Genomic DNA, 17177 nt, shown 5'->3' with positions numbered 1-17177 from the left:
TAATGAAATAAGGTCTAAGGTTTTATCTTTTTTTTTCAAACTAGATTCAATAAAAACACATAAAATTGATAAAGAAAAAAAAGAAAAAAAACAACTCATAAACAGAAATAAAAAAGTTCTGAAACAATTAAAACATACTACACAAAGATATGTTGAAACTTTTTTAAAAGCAGATATTAAAATTGAATTAAATAATACTAATTCACAAAATAAATTCGAAATAAATCCTGAAATCGAACATCTTTTTCAAAATTCTTCAAAGAAAATCGGAATTGCACCTTTTGCAATGCACCTACAAAAACAATATCCTATTGAGAAAATGACGGAAGTTATTTATTTACTCGAAAAAAAAGGATATGAAATTTTCATTTTCGGCGGAGGGAATAATGAAAAAAGAACAGCTGAGAAAATCGGAAAAAAATCAAATAATGTTCATTCTTTAATCGGCAAATTTTCTTTGGAAGATGAAATTGTAATAATCAGCAAGTTGAATTTAATGCTGACAATGGATTCTGCAAATATGCACATTGCCGCCTTAACGGGAATAAAAATTATTTCTGTTTGGGGTGCTACACATCCTTTTGCGGGTTTTACGCCTTTTGTGCCGGTCGAAAAATCATATATTATTCAAAACGAAACTTTAAGTTGCCGACCTTGTTCCGTTTACGGAAATAAAAAATGCTTTAAAGAAACTTTAGAATGTTTAAATTCAATCTTACCCGAAGAAATTGTTCAAATTTGTGAATCTGCATTAAAATAAAATACGACAATTAAACATTCAGTTTTCAAACTTGATTTTTCATTTTTTTTCTTTTAAATTATGATAAATATTTTTTTTGACGTAAATTGTATATGCCGAATTCTTATAAATCATTAAAATGTCAGAAAAATGGAAAATACAGCCTTACAACATCTTGAAAATAAGATAATTGAAAACTCAGAGGTTTATCTTCGAATTCTCAGAAAAGAGGATATTGATTCTTTTAAAAAAATTACGCAAGATAAATTGCAATGGAAATATTTTACGCATGATTTGTCGAACGAAGAAACACTTGCAAATTGGATTGATGAACTTTTAAAAGATTATGAAGATAAAAAATGTGTTCCCTTTACTATAATAAATAAAGAAACCGGTAAAGTTGTAGGTTCAACAAGTGTTACAAATTATTCTTCCGAAGATAAAAGCATTGAAATTACCTCAACTTGGTCGGGAAAAGATTCTCTGGGAACAGGATTAATCCAAACATCAGGAAAATTGCTGATTGCTTGTTGCTTTGATAATCTTGACATAACTCGGGTTGATTTTAAAGTTGATATTTTAAATATTCCTGCAAAAAGAAGTTTATTAAAAATTAAAGGGGTACAAGAATATGCCGAAAAAGGCAAAACAACTGATGATTTCAGCATGTATTTTTGCCTTTACAAAAAAGATTTTTCAGGTTAAAACTATTTTTCATTTAATTCTTTAAGCATAACTTCAACTGCTTTTTCAAGTTGCCGGTCTCGGTTTTTAATAATAATATCATATTCATTTTCGATCTTAAAATCGGGTTCTAATTGTTTATTTTCGAGTAAATCTCCGTTCATATCTCTTGCTCCCACTTGCGGAATTCCGAAAAACAAACTTTTATCCTGCAAACTTTCCCACCAAACAGCTGTCATTGTGCCCGGAACAGGCATTCCTACCGTTTTTCCTATTTTTAATGTTGTATAAACATAAGGAAACCCGTGTGCATCGGAATAATTTCCTTCCGACATAAGTACTATTGACGGTTTTACCCATTTACCCATCGGGTCGTAGCCGAATTCGTGCCCTCTCGGAACAAAATCAACATATTTTTTACCACTGAAAAGTGTTGCCAAATCATCGTGCAACCAACCTCCGTGATTATATCTTGTATCAATTATTACTGCTTCTTTTTTGTAATTTCTGCCTAATAAATCACTGTAAACTTTTCTGAAACTTTTGCTGTTCATCCCTTTTACGTGAACATAACCTATCTTTCCGCCTGATAATTTTTCGGTTTCCGCTCTTCTGTTTTTTACCCAACGGTCGTATAATAAGTTGTTTTCAGCTCCTAACGAAATAGGTTTTACAGTTTCTGTGAATGTTTTTCCGGTTTCAGTATTTTTAACTGTCAGCAACACATTTTTTCCGGTTTTATGATTCAGTAGTTGGTAAAAATCTTTATTTGCTTCAATTTTTTGCCCGTCAATTTTTTCAATAATATAACCTTTTTTAATTTCTGTTTTTGCTCGTGACAAAAGACCTTTTTCAATAACTTCTGAAATTTTAATACCGGCTTCCGTATAATTCATATCATAAAAAATTCCTAATGATGCTGTTTTATCGCCTTTTTTATCTTTATGTCTGTATCCGCTTCCGGTATGCGAAGCATTTAATTCTCCGAGCATTTCGCTTAAAAGTTCAGAAAAGTCATAATTATTGTTAATATAAGGCAAGAATTTTTTGTATTCTTTTTTGTAAAACTCCCAATCAACTCCGTGCATATCTTCCGCGTAGAATTTTTTATATGTTTGCCTCCAAGCATGTTCAAACATATATGCTCTTTCTTCTTCTTTATTCAAATAATATTCTGCTTTAAAAGCAACAGGTGTTTTTTTATAACCTGATGTAGAAACTTTAATAATTTTTCCGCCCGAAAACATAAATAAGCTTTTTCCGTCTTTATCAATTTTAAGTGAACCTCCGTAACCCGATAACTTCAAAACCAACTTTGTTTCTTTTTTTCTGAGATTGTTAACCCACAAATCATAACCCTTTTCAAATTTGCATAAATAATAAAGTTTATCACCGTCAGAAGATAAAACAGCATCAGATATTGATGACGAATTAATTGTTAATTTTGCAATTCTATCTTCCAAACCTTCTTTTTCAATTTTAATATCTTTAATTTTTTCACCCTCTTTTTCCTTTTTGTCCTCAACTTTCTTATCCTTATCTTTTTTACTTTCTTCTTCTTTTTTCTTTTTTTCGGTTTCTTTATAAAGTTCATATTCTTCCTTGCTTAATTTAAATTTATTATAAGCATCTTGTGTGAAGAACATTGCGTAAACATCTCTGTACGATCCCCAACTTCCGTGACTTCGATACCCGTTTCTGTCTGATTCCCAAATCATTGCTTTGCCTTTTAATGCCCATTTAGCATTACTGTCAGAATATCCGCTGAGAGTTAAATTTTCGGGTTCACTTTTTCCGTCGGCATTTACAAGTGCTATATCATTAAAAAAAAGCATATTAGGAGAATAACTTACTAAAAAAGATTTACTGTCGGGCGACCATTCATAAGATTGATCACCATCAGAATAAGAATAATTATAAGAACCTTTTAAAATGGTTCTTATTTTTTTATTTTTTAAATTAATGACTTTTAATTCTGTCCTTTCTTCTAAAAAAGCAACTTCTTTTCCGTCGGGTGAAAATTTCGGTTGAAAGTTTTCTTTTTTATTTGCAATAATAACCTCTTCTTTAAGTTCGGTTGCAAAAACAAATTTTGTTTCGTCATCTTTTATTAATTTTGTTTGATAAACATTCCAACTTCCGTTTCGTTCCGATGCATATAAAATTGCTTTTCCGTCGGGGCTGAAACTCACCGAACGTTCTTGCTCAGGAGTTGATGTAATTTGCTTTGTAGTAGAATATTCCGTTGAAGTTACAAAAACATTGCCTCTTAAAATGAAAGCTATTTCTTTTCCGTCGGGCGAAACATCCATATCTGTTGCTCCGGAAGTTTCAGTCATATATTCTTCGGGTTTTTCTTTAATATCCGAATAAATATTTATTGATATTTTTTCCGGTTCTTGTCCTTTTTTCATTATGTAAATTTCTCCGTCGTAACCGAAGCATAAATCATCATTGTCAGAAACTGATAAAAAACGAACAGGGTGATTTTTGAAATGTGTAATTTGAGTAACTTTTTCGGGATTTGAAAAATTGAACTTGCAAATATTAAAATTGTTGTCAAATTGCTCAGATAAGAAAAATATTTCTTTTTCATCGGCGGAAAAAAACGGTGTTCTGTTTTCTCCTGCATAAGTTGACAGTATTTTATGCTTTCCTGTATTTTTATCAAAGACTCTGACATCTCTTGTTGTTGAGGATGTGTGATGTTTTCTCCAGTAATTTTCAGGTCCTTTTGAATCGTGATAAATTATTTTTGTTTCATCTTTTGAATATTGTGCTGCTTCTGCCGGTGTTGATAAAATTTGTCTTATACGCCCTCCGTTTACGGGAACATAATATAATTCGCTGATATACCCTCTCGGGAATGCTGTATTTTCCGGTAAATCTTGAATAGATGCACTAAATAATATTTTTTTTCCGTCGGGGCTGAATGAAGAAGGAGTTTCTTTACCCGAAAAAAATGTAAGCCTTTCGGGGGTTCCTCCTTTTGAAGAAACCGTAAAAATGTCAAAGTTTCCGTATCTGTCTGATGCAAAAGCAATTGTTTTTCCGTCGGGAGACCATACAGGTTTATAGTCATAAGCAGGATTTTGTGTTAATGCAACAGCCGTTCCGCCGCTTGCAGAAACTTTATATATATCTCCTTTATATGCAAAAGCAACTGTTTTTCCGTCGGGAGAAACAGAGGGATATCGCATCCATAAAGGATTTTTTTGAGCAAATATTACAAATACAAATAAATTTAAAAGAAAAAAACTTAATAACTTCCTCATAATTCTAAAATAAAATTTCAATAATTCTCAAATATCATAAAACTTTTTGATAATCAATAATATTAAATGAAGTTTTGAATGTTTTAAGTATTAACGACAAATTTATGCTGACATTCGTAAAAATAATTGTTTATATTTGCAATGGTAAATAACTTTTGATATGAAAAAAGAACTTAAACAAAGTTTAATAATTGCTCTATGGGCAGTTGCAGTTATTTGGGCAGTTTACATTTTAAACATTATTGTATTCTTTGCTGATTTTAAAGGACTGGGAATAAGACCTCGTGAAACATGGGGTCTGATAGGTGTCCCTTTATCTCCGTTTTTACATGCTTCTTGGGGGCATTTAATTTCTAATTCTATACCTTTATTTATTTTAACATTCTTAATTGTACAGTTTTACAGTAAGCTATGGATTCCTGTTACAATTTTTTCAATATTTGTCGGAGGTTTTGCCGTTTGGTTGTTTGCCCAAAGTAACTCTGTTCATATCGGTGCCAGCGGAGTTATTTTCAGTTTCATAGGTTTTTTATTATTCAGCGGAATATTCAGAAGAAGCCCTAAAGCAATTATAATAGGTTTGATTGTTTTGTTATTATACGGCGGAACTTTGATATTCGGAGTATTACCAAAACAACCGGGAATTTCTTGGCAAGGACATTTATTCGGGGCAATTGCAGGAATTATTGCTGCTTATATGTACAGAAATAAATATAAACAAAAGTCAATTTAGTTCTGAAAGAAGAGAAAAGAAGTTACATTTTATACCCTAACAATACGGCAATACAGCCTGTATCAATTTGTGAATCTGAGTTTGAAGGTATTTCAACTGTTATCATTAAATTTTGATTTCTGTCTGAGGTGTATTCCCAGTTATCGGAATTATCTTCGGAATTATCATAAATAACATTTCCTTGCATTGTTTTTACTTGAAATTTTAATTTAGGCATATTCTCTGCTCCGATTACAACGATTTTGTATGTTTTTCCTCTGAAAAAGGATTTGTAAACTTTTAAATTATCTCCTTCACTTAATGTTAAAGCATCAAACCTTCCTTCCGGAACATATAACTCAGTATTTAACTTATTAAAACCGGTTGTTTTTACTAAATCTAAACATTGTGCATTGATATTACTGCTTCCGCCGGCAATTAAAACTATGAGTAATATTGTATGTAAGAAACTTTTCATTTTTTAAGTTTGATTATCAGATTATAAAAATAAATAATAAAAATGTATTTTCAAAAAATGAATAACTGTTTTATAAATGACTGAAAACAATAAAAAAAGGTTGCCTTTAAAGACAACCTTTTAAATAAGATTAAGGCTATTATTTTACTATTGTCATTTCATCGATTAAATGTTTTGCTCCTGCATATTTGTCAATAACAAATAATACAAATCGAATATCAACATTAATACATTTTTGAAGTTCAGTTTCAAATGCAATATCACCGCTCATTGCTTCCCAGTTTCCGTCAAAAGCGATTCCTATTAATTCGCCGTTTCCGTTAATAACAGGGCTTCCTGAATTACCGCCGGTAATATCATTATTGGTTGTGAAACAAACTCTCATTTCTTTTTTTCCGTCAGAACTAATGTCAGCATATTGCCCGTAATCTTTTGCGGCATATAAATCTTTCAATTTTTGCGGAACATAAAATTCATCTGTTTTCGGTGCTCCTTCTTTTTCTTTTTCCATATATCCTTTTAAGGTTGTATAATGCTTATAAATAACAGCATCCATAGGCGAATAATCTCCTACTGAGCCGTATGTAAAACGCATTGTTGAATTAGCATCAGGATAATGAGCAACATCTTTTTCTTTTTCTAATAATGCTGCCAGATATTTTCGTTTTCCTTTATCAAATTCATACATTTTTTCTTCAGTTTCTTTTTGAAGCCCGGTATATACTGCATATACCGAATTTGCAACAACAACGGCAGGATCTTTTTCTAATTTTGCTAAATCTACATTTTCCATAAATTTATTAAAACGGTCTTCGTCAACAAAAACTGATGTTGAATACAGGTAATCAGCATATTTTGAAAAATCACCGCTATATACTGTATCTACTAATTTAAAGAAACTCGGATAATAATTAGGATTAATATCTTCTTTGTAGGTTTCACACATTGCAATAAACATCTCTTTGTCAATAGGTTGGTAATAATCTTTGAAAAAATCTTTCCCTTTTTCTTTAAATTCTTTCATTGCTTCTTCGTTTCCTGCTGCTCTTTGCAAACCGTAATACCCTCTTAAGCCTGCTTTAATACATTCAGGTCCTAACCAAAATGCTTCAACCCAATAATTTTGAACTTTATTTGCTTCGTCTAACTCTTTTGTTAATTTTTTAATAATAGGAAGGGCTTCTCCGTATTTTTCTTTTCTTTTCTTTTTCTTATTTATCCAAGCTTCAAGTTCTGCTTCTCCTTTTTGTTTTTTAGCCACGACATTTAAAGCTTTTAAACCTTTATTTTGTCCTATTGAATATTTGTAATAGTTCGTTGATCGAGAATACTTAGATGCATATTGAATTCTTACTTTATCAGAAGCATTCATTTCTTTTTTCATGATATCTTGCTTAATGCCTCTTAGTTTAATTCTTATGGCATTAGTGTTTTTCATTTCTTGGTCAACGCCCCAAGATGTCATGTATCTTGTAGTGCTTCCGGGATATCCCATAACCATTGCAAAATCATTCTTTTTTGTTCCTTTTACCGAAACAGGAAAGAATTTTTTTGGATGGAAAGGTACATTTTCTTCAGAATATTCAGCAGGTTTTCCGTCAGGGGCACAATAAATTCGGAACATTGAAAAGTCTCCGGTATGTCGAGGCCACATCCAGTTATCGGTATCGGCACCGTATTTTCCTATTGATGAAGGAGGGGCACCCACTAAACGAACATCCATAAATGTTTCATATACAAACAAATAGTAGCTGTTGCCTTCGAAGAAGGGTTGCATTTTTGCTTCATACCATTCTTTTGAATTATCAACTGCTGCTTTTTCCAGTTTCGCAGCAAGTTTCATAATAGCAGTTTCTCTTTCCTTTTCTGACATTTCATCATTTACAACTTCATTAACTTTATCGGTAACATCTTCTACACTAATTAAAAACGAAACAGTTTTTCCGGGGTTAGGTAATTCCTCTTCTCTTGACATAGCCCAAAAACCATCAGTTAAATAGTCATGTTCAACAGTGCTGTGAGCTTGAATTTCACCGTATCCGCAATGATGATTTGTCAGAAATAAACCGTCGGGAGAGACGAGTTCACCGGTGCAAGAACCGTGGTCAAGAGCAATAACAGCATCTTTTAAGCTGCCTTTGTTAACGCTGTAAATATCTTCAGCCGTAAGTTTTAAACCCATTGCTTGCATTTTTTGCATATTCAATTTTTGAACAAGCATAGGTAACCACATACCCTCATCATCTCCGTCAGCTTTTACGTTTGTGTTCAGTATTAATGTGAAAACAAGTAACACTGCAAAAAACTTTTTAATCATAATATTTGGTTTGTTAATTTATATAAAAACTATCTTGTGTATTAAATTAAAATAACTTAATTTTACAAATATAGAAATTTGAAAACAAAATAAAAATATGTTTATACGAACAGTTTTTTCTGCTTTACTAAATGTTAATAATTAACTATAAGTGATTTTTGTTTCTGTAAAATAAAATTATAATATAAAAATAATATGAAAGTTGACAACAGATTACAAACGGCCAAATTGAAGATTATGTATATGATAATGTTTTTAGTTATGACAGCATTATTTATTTACGCATATTTTGAAAGTTTAAAAAGTCTGTTTTATCCGATATCAATCGGAATTATTGCAACAGTATATATTACATTGTTATTGAGGCAATCTAATTATTTTTTCATTGAATATCTGGGAAATAAGATAATTGTAAGATATTATACAGCACATCCCATTTTTCGAAAATATAAATCATTTGAAATTCCGAGAGCTTATTTTTTTGATTATAAAATAGAGGATGTTTTCTTCGGATTAAAGAAAACAGTTCAATTTACAATAAAAACTCCAAAAGGAAAGTTTAATTATCCGCCTTTGAGTATTTCTTTATTATCAAAACAACAAATGAATGATTTGATTAAAATGTTAGATGAGTTAAAAAATTAAATTTTATAAAATGGTAATCTAACAATTTTTGCTTTAAGCATTTTCTTTCGAACTTTTATAAATATTTCATTCTCAAAAGACCAATGTCCTTTATTAATATATCCGGTTCCTATACCTTTTTTTAACATCGGCGACATGGTTCCGGAAGTTACAATACCTATAATATTTTCATCTTTATCATAAATCTCATAATCTTTTCGGGGAATACCGCGGTCAATCATTTCAAAACCGCGAAATCTTTTAGTTACTCCGTTTTCTTTTTGATTTTGAAGATATTCTCTGTTTATGAAGTTGTTATTTTCCGTAAATTTCGTAATCCATCCTAAACCTGCTTCAATAGGAGATGTTGTTTCGTTTATGTCATTTCCGTATAAACTGTAACCCATTTCAAGTCTTAAAGTATCTCTTGCTGCAAGTCCTGCAGGTTTTATGCCGAATTCTTTTCCTGCATCAAAAATTGCATCCCAAACTTTTTCGGCATCATTGTTATACATATACAATTCAAATCCTCCCGAGCCTGTGTAACCTGTTGCTGAAATTATAACATCTTTTACTCCTGCAACTTCTCCTGTTTTAAATGTGTAGAATTTAATTACGGATAAATTAATATCTGTAAGTTTTTGAAGAACTTTTACGGCATTGGGACCTTGAACGGCAAGTTGAGAAATAACATCGGAGGCATTTTCAAGCTCTGCACCTTCTGAATTATTTTTTACTAACCAATTCCAATCTTTTTCAACATTAGAAGCATTAACAACCAACATATATTTTTCTTTTTCATAATAATAGACGATTAAATCATCAACAATTCCTCCTTTATCATTAGGAAAACAAGAATATTGTGCATTACCGATTTTTAAAGTTGAAATATCATTTGATGTTACTTTTTGAACAAAATCATAAGCTTTTGCTCCTTTTACCCATATTTCGCCCATATGCGAAACATCAAATACTCCTACATTTTCTCTTACATTAATATGCTCATCGTTAACACCTGTGTATTCAACAGGCATTTCGTAACCGGCAAACTCAACCATTTTTCCGCCGAGCTCTTTATGTTTTTTATTGAATTGAGTTATTTTCATGTCTTATGCTTTTAATTTAAAAAAACTGTTCCGCAAAGATACGAAACAGCTTTTAAATAATTTATGATTTAAAACATTTTAAAATAATTTTCCTATTAAATCAACAACTCTTGAAGAATACCCCCACTCGTTATCATACCACGAAAGTATTTTAACCATGTTCCCGTCAATTACCATTGTGCTTTGAGAATCAAATATTGATGAATGTGGATTATGAATTACATCAACAGAAACAATAGGATCTTCCGTATATTGTAATATACCTTTCATCGGTCCTTCTGCTGCTTTTTTCATTGCTGCATTAATTTCATCAACTGTTACATCTTTTTTTAATGTTACGACTAAATCTACTAACGACCCTGTCGGTGTAGGAACTCTTGTTGCCATTCCGTTTAGTTTACCGTTCAATTCGGGAATAATTTTCCCGACTGCTGCTGCTGCTCCGGTTGTTGTAGGAATAATAGAGACCGCAGCTGAACGAGCTCTTCTCAAATCACCGTGCGGTCCGTCAAGAATAACTTGATCATTTGTATATGAATGAATTGTATTAATCAATCCCTTTTCAATTCCGAAGTTATCTTCTAAAACTTTTGCAACAGGTGCAAGGCAGTTTGTTGTACATGAAGCATTAGATACGCATTGGTCTTCAGGTTTTAAGTCATCATTATTAACACCTAAAACAATCATATTATCAATTGTATCTTTTGCAGGAACTGTTAATATAACTTTTTTCGCACCGTTTTTTAAATGATCACCGTATCCGCCTTTAGGACTTTCTTTTGTTCTGAAAACACCTGTTGCTTCAATAACAACATCAGGAGTAACTCCCCAAGGTATGTTTGCCGGGTTTCTTTCTTCACTTACGTGAATTTTTTTACCGTTAACAATTAAGTTTTCATCATCATAAGAAACATCTCCGCCAAACTGACCTTGTGTAGAATCATATTTCAACAAATGTGCTAACACTTTGTTGCTTGTTAAATCATTTATTCCCACAACTTCATAATCAGTACTTTCAAGTATAATTCTGTAAACCATTCTTCCGATTCTTCCGAAACCGTTAATTCCGACTTTAATTTTTGCCATTTTATTTATTTTTTTAGTTAATTTTGTTTTAGTAAATTATTGCCGCAAATGTAAGATATAAATTTATAAAGTTCAAGAAAATAAATTTCTAAAAAATCAAACGTTTGCTATTTTTACTGTTATAAAATTTTATTATGCAATTATCGTTAATAACAGAAAAAGTATAAGATGAAAAACCTTTTATTATTTTTAGCTTTATTAATCAGTGCCGGTGCTTTTTCGCAAAGTGTTCAAGATTCAGTTCACTGGATAAGTATAGAGGAAGCCGGAAACTTATTTGCGAAAAATCAAAAGCCGATAATGATTTATATTTATAAAAATGATTGTGATTCATGCCGAGAGCAAGAAAAAACAACATTTTCAAACCCCGAAGTTGCAAATTATATTAATATTTTGTTTTATCCGGTTAAGATTAATGCTGAAACAAAAGACAGTTTAAAGTTCTTTGACGGAAAATATTACCATAATAAAAGCGGAAAAACGCATGATTTAGTTAATATGATTGCGGGAGCCGACACATTACCCACATTAGTTCTGTTCAGCAGAAGAGCTGCCGGAAGAGCATTTAAGGGATTTAAAAATAGAGATGAAATTTTCAGAATTTTAATTTATTATGCCGAAGATATTGATTTGTCAACACCTTTTGAAGATTGGTATAAATATCATGTAAAAGGTTATCCTCCGGGGCAAAGTCAAATTATTACACGTTTAAAGATAAGATGGAACCCTTTAAAAGAAGCTCAGGAATTGAACAAAAAAGAACCGAGAAAAATGTTGCTTAATTTTTATAATTACAATAAAATAAGTTGTACTTTAATGCGAACCCAAACATTTAACCGACCAGAAATTGCATCTTATTTAAACGATAAATTTTATTCCGTAAGCATTGATGTATTTACTCAGGATACGTTAGAAATAAAGGGAATTAAATATATAAATGAAAATAAATCTTATAAATACCATCAGTTACCTATTGCAGCTCTCGGAGGCAAGATGAATTTTCCCGCTTTTATTATTCTTGATGAAAAAGGAAATGTTATAGCAAAATTTCAAGAGTATATGACACCTGAAAAGTTTGAAAAAATTATTAATTTTTACGGAGACGATAAGTATAAAACTGAAAAATTTAATGCTTTTATAAAGGATTTTAAAAGTAAATTGAATTTAAACTAAAACAGGAAATATTATGAGATTTCAAATTGAAACCGACTCGATTAATTTTGATAAAATGAGAGCAAAGTTGGAAATTAATTTCTCTGTCATGTTCTGCAATCTATAATAGATTCAACAACCTGCTTAATATAATAAAATGTAATATTTTATTATATTTTCAAACCTCAGAACAAACTTCATACATAATTTGGGTTTAACAGATTCTCGGAAGTTGCTCTCCGGAAATCATATCAACAATTCGGGTAGTACCTATTGATGTTTTTAGTTTAACAATTTTATCATCAGTTTTTTGTACTTCGCCGATTATTGCTGCATCTTTTCCGTATTCATTTTTTTGCATAGTTTTTAAAACTTTATCGGCATCTTCTTCTGCTGTAAAAACTAACAGTTTACCTTCATTTGCAACATACAAAGGGTCAAGCCCCAGCATTTCGCAAACTCCGTTAACATCTTCTCGCAAAGGAATTTTATCCTCATAAAGCATTATTCCCCTGCCGGATGATTTTGCAATTTCATTTAATGTGCTTGCAAGTCCTCCCCGTGTGGGATCTCTTAAAACATTAATTTTATCCGAAACCTCTAAAATTTCTTGAATCATGTGATTTAATGGTGCAGTATCGCTTTTAATTTGGGTTTCAAATTCTAATCCGGCACGTAAAGACATAATGCAAATTCCGTGATCGGCGATATTTCCGCTTACAATTATTTTATCTCCGGGTTTGCAATTTTGAGGAGAAATATTTACACCTTCTTTTACAAACCCTACACCGGAAGTATTAATAAAAATTTTATCTCCTTTCCCTTTTTCAACAACTTTTGTATCTCCGGTAACTATTTTTACTCCGGCTTTATCGGCTGCAATTTTAACGGATTGTACAATTTTCCACAAATCTTCCATCGGCAATCCTTCTTCAATAATAAATCCGAGAGAAAGATATTCAGGTACGGCACCGCAACAGGCAATGTCATTTACGGTTCCGTAAACTGCAAGTTCTCCGATGTTTCCGCCGGGAAAAAAAATCGGTTGAATAACAAACGAGTCCGTTGAAAAAGCCATTCTTCCTTTTTTTGTTTGAAAAACGGCACCGTCGTGCATTTGTCTTAAATAATCATTATCAAACTCAGGAGAAAACATTTTTTCAATTAACTTATTTGATAATGAACCGCCGCCGCCGTGAGCAAGTAAAACTTTATCGTATTCCGTAATTGGAATCGGACAAGTTGCATTTAAATTCAGTTTTTTATTATCCACCATTTTTTTAATTCTGACTTTTAACTTTTATAAACTTTTAAAGCTTCTTCAAGAATTTTTACCGAATGCTTTAAATCTTCAATTTTTAAAACATAAGCTAATCTAACTTGATTTTTACCCGCATCGGGAGTTGAATAAAATCCTTGTGCCGGAGCAAGCATAACGGTTTCTCCTTTGTAATTAAAATCTTTTAAAAGCCACACACAAAAATCTTCGGCATTTTCAACAGGCAAGCTCAATATTGCATAGAATGAGCCTTTGGGCATAGGAGCAAAAACTCCGTCAATTTTATTTACTGCATTTATTATGTAGTTTCTTCGCTCTAAATATTCGTCGTAAACTTCGGTAAAATATTCATCGCCTGCCTGCAATGATGCTTCGGCTGCAATTTGCCCGAATAAAGGCGGGCTTAATCTTGCTTGTCCGTATTTTAAAGCTGCTTCTGTTATCTTTTTATTTCTGCTGATTAAAGCTCCGATTCTTACACCGCATTCACTGTATCTTTTTGATACAGAATCAAATAAAACAGCATGTTCTTCGAGCCCGTCAAGGTTTAAAACCGAAAAGTGTTTTTGTCCGTCATAGCAAAATTCTCGATAAACCTCATCGGCAAAAAGATATAGATTGTGTTTCAAAACTAAATCTCGAAGTTGTTGTAATTCTTCTTTTGAATATAAATAACCTGTAGGATTGTTCGGATTGCATACCAAAACTGCTTTTGTTTTCGGAGTAATCAGTTTCTCAAATTCGGAAATAGGCGGAAGTGCAAAACCGGTTTCAATATATGAAGTTACGGGAACTATTTTTACACCTGCATGTACGGCAAAACCATTATAATTTGTATAAAAAGGTTCGGGTATTATTACTTCATCTCCCGGATTCATAGTTGTTAAAAAAGCAAATATTATTGCCTCCGAACCTCCGGTTGTAATTATAATGTCTTCAAAATTAATATTAATTCCTACATTATTATAATATCCGGCAAGACCTTTTCGATATGATTCAATTCCTGCGGAATGTGTATATTCAGCAGTTTTAAAATCAATATTTTTTATTGCATCAATTGCAACTTCCGGTGTTTTAATATCCGGCTGTCCTATATTGAGATGATATACCTTAATCCCGTTCTTTTTTGCATCTTCAGCATAAGGAACCAACTTTCTGATTGGTGATGCAGGCATTATTAAGCCCCTTTCCGATAGTTTCGGCATAATATTTTGAGTTTTTAAATTATTTATTTTGAGTTGTATCTTGTCTTTGAACTTCCCCTTTAATATGAAGCTCAACCGGAGAATTTTTCGCATTTGAATATACCGTAATTGTTTTATGAAAAGTTCCGATTCTTTTTGTGTCATATTTTACGGAGATTATTGCTTTTTTTCCTTTTGCTACAGGTTCTTTAGGGTAAGTAGGGACTGTGCAACCGCAGGAAGATTTTACGTTTGTAATTATTAACGGATCGGCTCCGGTATTTTTAAATTCAAATTCATGTGTGCCGTCACTGTTTTGCTTAATTTTTCCGTAATCAAAATCTGTGCTCTCTTTAAAGGTCATTTCTGCATTGTTTTCTGTTTCTTCGCTTTGAGAACATGCTGCGGTAAACAACAGCATTATTGCAAAAGTTAAATTAATTATTTTTTTCATTTTTACTTTTTTAAAAAATTGTTAAAATTATACTTCATTATATCTGAAACATGATATTTCATGATCATTTACTAAACCTGCTGCCTGCATAAATGCGTAGCATATTGTAGAACCTGTGAATTTAAAACCTCTTTTTTTTAAATCTTTACTCATGTTGTCAGATTCTTTAGTTGTTGCCGGAATTTCATCCCAACTTTGAAACGTATTTTTAATTGTTTTATGATTTACAACCCCCCAAATATAATTATCAAAAGTTTTGAACTCTTTTTGAATTTTTATAAATGCCTGTGCATTTGTTATTGTTGCTCTTATTTTTAATTTATTTCTTATTATTCCGGTATTTTTTATTAGTTCCTCAACTTTATCATCTTCGTATTTTGCAATTTTTTTATAATCAAAATTATCAAATGCTTTTTTGAAATTTTCTCGTTTTTTTAAAATTGTAAGCCAACTTAATCCGGCTTGGAAAGCATCAAGAACAAGAAATTCAAACAATTTTATGTCATCATGAACAGGAACGCCCCATTCATTATCGTGATATTCAATGTTATACGAATTATTTTTTGTCCAGTTACAACGCTTTATCATCTTTTTATTGAAAATTTATCGACAAATTTATAAAAAAAGGGGATATTAAAATATGATAAAAAGCAGAGGGGTGAAAAAATAAAGGGGCAAGCTACTTATATCGCACCGCTACAACTTCTATACCCTTGCTTCGATCAAGACCTGGGGGATTAAGAAGGAGCTGGCCGTATAAGACTTACCCCACCGCAAAGATATAAACTTTTTTTATCTGCAAGAATTTAGAAAGAAAAAATAATATCTTTCTTAAGTTAAGATGTTTAATATTTATTATAGCTCATAATTTGTTCAATTTTTTTCCGTTTCTTTTTTCTCTGTTTGTCAGCAGGATAACCTATAGTAATAATTAACTCAGGACGCTTCTTCTCCGGAATATTCAGTAAGTTTTTTACTTCTTTTTCTTTAAACCAACCGAGCATACATGTTCCTAAATTAAGTTCTGTTGCTTGCAAACAAAAATGTTCTGCTGCGATTCCTATGTCTATTAAACTGAAGTTTCTATTTTTGATTTTATTCCCTAATGTTGCCGTAAAATTTGAACCTTCGTTAATAATAACAACTAGAACAGGTGCTTGATTCGTAAAATGATTAAGAGGTAATAATTTGTTTGAAGTTGTTTGAGCTAATTTACTTTTAAGTTCAGGACTATCAACAATTATAAACTTCCATGGTTGAGAATTGCAAGCAGACGGCGCTGCTCGAGCCGCCTCAACACATTTAATTATTTTTTCTTTTTCTACCGGTTTATTTAAGTAGGTTCTGTTGCTTTGTCGTTTTTTTGCTAATTCAATAAAAGTCATTATGAATATTTTATATGCAATTATACTAATAATGATTTGAATTGTGAAACAAAAGCACGTTAGATTAAAATGCAACAAAAATAAGTTATTACCGCAAACTTTATTTTTTCACTCAGTTTGTAAAAATAACTGAAGGAAAGTTACACTAATTTGTTGTATATATTAAATTAATAACGTAAATTGCTACTTTATAAAAAACAACCTCTTATATGAAAACACTTTACAAAGCACTTATCCTATTATTTTGCGTTACAAATATTATTACAACTTCCTTTTCACAAGGAGTGAAAATATCAACAACAGTGGGCAACCCTGATGGTTCAGCAATATTGGAAATTGAGTCAACAAATAGAGGACTGCTTATTCCGCGAATGACAACAGCACAACGCACAAGCATAGTAACACCGGCTCAGGGTTTATTGGTTTTTGACAGTTCTTTAGGAAGTTTTTTTATTTACGGAAAAAACTACGAAGGTAAAACAGGCTGGATTGATTTATCATCCGATGCAGGTTTATGGACAAAAAATGCAAATTCTGTTTATTTAACAAACTCGACTTATAATATCGGAGTGGGTACAGATTCTCCTACCGGAAAGTTTGTTGTTCAAGCAAATAATGAATTGACAGAAACCGACATACTGTTTGAGGTAAAAGACAAATTCGGAAAAACAATATTTGAAGTTACTTCTGCCGGTGTAAAAG

Annotated in this window: 16 protein-coding genes; 6 read left to right on the top strand and 10 right to left on the bottom strand. The window is 31.6% G+C overall.

Going from position 1 to position 17177, the window contains the following annotated elements; all coding sequences use genetic code 11:
• Together L3J35_13095 and L3J35_13090 are read left to right on the top strand one after the other, a co-directional pair.
• Positions 1 to 760 (top strand): glycosyltransferase family 9 protein (locus tag L3J35_13095; protein MCF6367120.1); only part of this gene is annotated, 760 nt, incomplete at its 5' end.
• Positions 761 to 889: 129 nt separating this feature from the next.
• The gene (locus tag L3J35_13090) at positions 890 to 1444 is read left to right on the top strand and encodes a GNAT family N-acetyltransferase (GenBank protein ID MCF6367119.1); all 555 of its coding nucleotides are present in this window, start codon (positions 890 to 892) and stop codon (positions 1442 to 1444) included.
• 2 nt (positions 1445 to 1446) lie between these two features.
• On the opposite strand, the gene L3J35_13085 is transcribed toward L3J35_13090, so the two are convergent.
• A complete protein-coding gene (locus tag L3J35_13085) occupies positions 1447 to 4698 on the bottom strand; it encodes a S41 family peptidase (protein MCF6367118.1) in 3252 nt (1083 codons plus the stop codon).
• 160 nt (positions 4699 to 4858) lie between these two features.
• Here L3J35_13085 and L3J35_13080 point away from each other — a divergent pair, with 160 nt between their 5' ends.
• A complete protein-coding gene (locus L3J35_13080) occupies positions 4859 to 5431 on the top strand; it encodes a rhomboid family intramembrane serine protease (protein MCF6367117.1) in 573 nt (190 codons plus the stop codon).
• A gap of 22 nt (positions 5432 to 5453) precedes the next feature.
• On the opposite strand, the gene L3J35_13075 is transcribed toward L3J35_13080, so the two are convergent.
• A complete protein-coding gene (locus tag L3J35_13075) occupies positions 5454 to 5888 on the bottom strand; it encodes a hypothetical protein (protein MCF6367116.1) in 435 nt (144 codons plus the stop codon).
• A gap of 139 nt (positions 5889 to 6027) precedes the next feature.
• The gene (locus L3J35_13070) at positions 6028 to 8205 is read right to left on the bottom strand and encodes a S46 family peptidase (GenBank protein ID MCF6367115.1); all 2178 of its coding nucleotides are present in this window, start codon (positions 8203 to 8205) and stop codon (positions 6028 to 6030) included.
• A gap of 243 nt (positions 8206 to 8448) precedes the next feature.
• On the opposite strand from L3J35_13070, the gene L3J35_13065 reads away from it, so the two are divergent.
• Positions 8449 to 8850, top strand: coding sequence for a hypothetical protein (locus L3J35_13065; protein MCF6367114.1), 402 nt, complete (start codon positions 8449 to 8451; stop codon positions 8848 to 8850).
• Here the strand turns inward: L3J35_13065 and gcvT are convergent.
• Positions 8847 to 9935, bottom strand: coding sequence for a glycine cleavage system aminomethyltransferase GcvT (gene gcvT / locus L3J35_13060; protein ID MCF6367113.1), 1089 nt, complete (start codon positions 9933 to 9935; stop codon positions 8847 to 8849). The genes L3J35_13065 and gcvT overlap by 4 nt on opposite strands.
• Positions 9936 to 10013: 78 nt before the next feature.
• Positions 10014 to 11021, bottom strand: a complete 1008-nt coding sequence (gene gap / locus L3J35_13055) for a type I glyceraldehyde-3-phosphate dehydrogenase (protein ID MCF6367112.1) — start codon at positions 11019 to 11021, stop codon at positions 10014 to 10016.
• A 168-nt stretch (positions 11022 to 11189) separates the two neighbouring features.
• Between gap and L3J35_13050 the strand changes: the two genes are divergently transcribed.
• Complete coding sequence (locus tag L3J35_13050) at positions 11190 to 12194, top strand: DUF255 domain-containing protein (GenBank protein MCF6367111.1); 1005 nt, start codon at positions 11190 to 11192, stop codon at positions 12192 to 12194.
• Positions 12195 to 12387: 193 nt separating this feature from the next.
• Here the strand turns inward: L3J35_13050 and hypE are convergent, their stop codons facing one another.
• The 5 genes from hypE to L3J35_13025 all read right to left on the bottom strand — a co-directional run bounded on the left by hypE (position 12388) and on the right by L3J35_13025 (position 16475).
• Positions 12388 to 13449, bottom strand: a complete 1062-nt coding sequence (hypE, locus tag L3J35_13045) for a hydrogenase expression/formation protein HypE (GenBank protein ID MCF6367110.1) — start codon at positions 13447 to 13449, stop codon at positions 12388 to 12390.
• Between the two features lie 17 nt (positions 13450 to 13466).
• The gene (locus L3J35_13040; protein MCF6367109.1) at positions 13467 to 14657 is read right to left on the bottom strand and encodes a pyridoxal phosphate-dependent aminotransferase; all 1191 of its coding nucleotides are present in this window, start codon (positions 14655 to 14657) and stop codon (positions 13467 to 13469) included.
• Positions 14658 to 14676: 19 nt separating this feature from the next.
• Positions 14677 to 15090 carry a DUF1573 domain-containing protein gene (locus L3J35_13035; GenBank protein MCF6367108.1) on the bottom strand — a complete coding sequence of 138 codons (414 nt, stop codon included), beginning with the start codon at positions 15088 to 15090 and terminating at the stop codon, positions 14677 to 14679.
• A 27-nt stretch (positions 15091 to 15117) separates the two neighbouring features.
• Positions 15118 to 15678, bottom strand: a complete 561-nt coding sequence (locus L3J35_13030; GenBank protein ID MCF6367107.1) for a DNA-3-methyladenine glycosylase I — start codon at positions 15676 to 15678, stop codon at positions 15118 to 15120.
• 257 nt (positions 15679 to 15935) lie between these two features.
• On the bottom strand, positions 15936 to 16475 hold the full coding sequence (locus tag L3J35_13025; protein ID MCF6367106.1) for a nitroreductase family protein: 540 nt from the start codon (positions 16473 to 16475) through the stop codon (positions 15936 to 15938).
• A 209-nt stretch (positions 16476 to 16684) separates the two neighbouring features.
• Between L3J35_13025 and L3J35_13020 the strand changes: the two genes are divergently transcribed.
• Positions 16685 to 17177, top strand: a 493-nt coding sequence (locus L3J35_13020) for a hypothetical protein (protein ID MCF6367105.1), incomplete at its 3' end; no start/stop codon positions are given.

The organism is Bacteroidales bacterium (assembly GCA_021648725.1).
Lineage (GTDB): Bacteria > Bacteroidota > Bacteroidia > Bacteroidales > JAADGE01 > JAADGE01.
Note: the sequence above shows the minus strand (reverse complement) of the source record. Positions and strands in the feature narration are given on the sequence as shown.

Excerpts from the sequence above, each read along its gene's own strand:
- L3J35_13025 (MCF6367106.1), bottom strand. The coding sequence starts at position 16,475 with ATGACTTTTATTGAATTAGCAAAAAAACGACAAAGCAACAGAACCTAC.
- L3J35_13050 (MCF6367111.1), top strand. The coding sequence starts at position 11,190 with ATGAAAAACCTTTTATTATTTTTAGCTTTATTAATCAGTGCCGGTGCT.
- L3J35_13090 (MCF6367119.1), top strand. The coding sequence starts at position 890 with ATGGAAAATACAGCCTTACAACATCTTGAAAATAAGATAATTGAAAAC.
- L3J35_13030 (MCF6367107.1), bottom strand. The coding sequence starts at position 15,678 with ATGATAAAGCGTTGTAACTGGACAAAAAATAATTCGTATAACATTGAA.
- L3J35_13080 (MCF6367117.1), top strand. The coding sequence starts at position 4,859 with ATGAAAAAAGAACTTAAACAAAGTTTAATAATTGCTCTATGGGCAGTT.
- L3J35_13065 (MCF6367114.1), top strand. The coding sequence starts at position 8,449 with ATGATAATGTTTTTAGTTATGACAGCATTATTTATTTACGCATATTTT.
- gcvT (MCF6367113.1), bottom strand. The coding sequence starts at position 9,935 with ATGAAAATAACTCAATTCAATAAAAAACATAAAGAGCTCGGCGGAAAA.
- L3J35_13075 (MCF6367116.1), bottom strand. The coding sequence starts at position 5,888 with ATGAAAAGTTTCTTACATACAATATTACTCATAGTTTTAATTGCCGGC.
- hypE (MCF6367110.1), bottom strand. The coding sequence starts at position 13,449 with ATGGTGGATAATAAAAAACTGAATTTAAATGCAACTTGTCCGATTCCA.
- L3J35_13070 (MCF6367115.1), bottom strand. The coding sequence starts at position 8,205 with ATGATTAAAAAGTTTTTTGCAGTGTTACTTGTTTTCACATTAATACTG.
- L3J35_13040 (MCF6367109.1), bottom strand. The coding sequence starts at position 14,657 with ATGCCGAAACTATCGGAAAGGGGCTTAATAATGCCTGCATCACCAATC.
- L3J35_13085 (MCF6367118.1), bottom strand. The coding sequence starts at position 4,698 with ATGAGGAAGTTATTAAGTTTTTTTCTTTTAAATTTATTTGTATTTGTA.
- gap (MCF6367112.1), bottom strand. The coding sequence starts at position 11,021 with ATGGCAAAAATTAAAGTCGGAATTAACGGTTTCGGAAGAATCGGAAGA.
- L3J35_13035 (MCF6367108.1), bottom strand. The coding sequence starts at position 15,090 with ATGAAAAAAATAATTAATTTAACTTTTGCAATAATGCTGTTGTTTACC.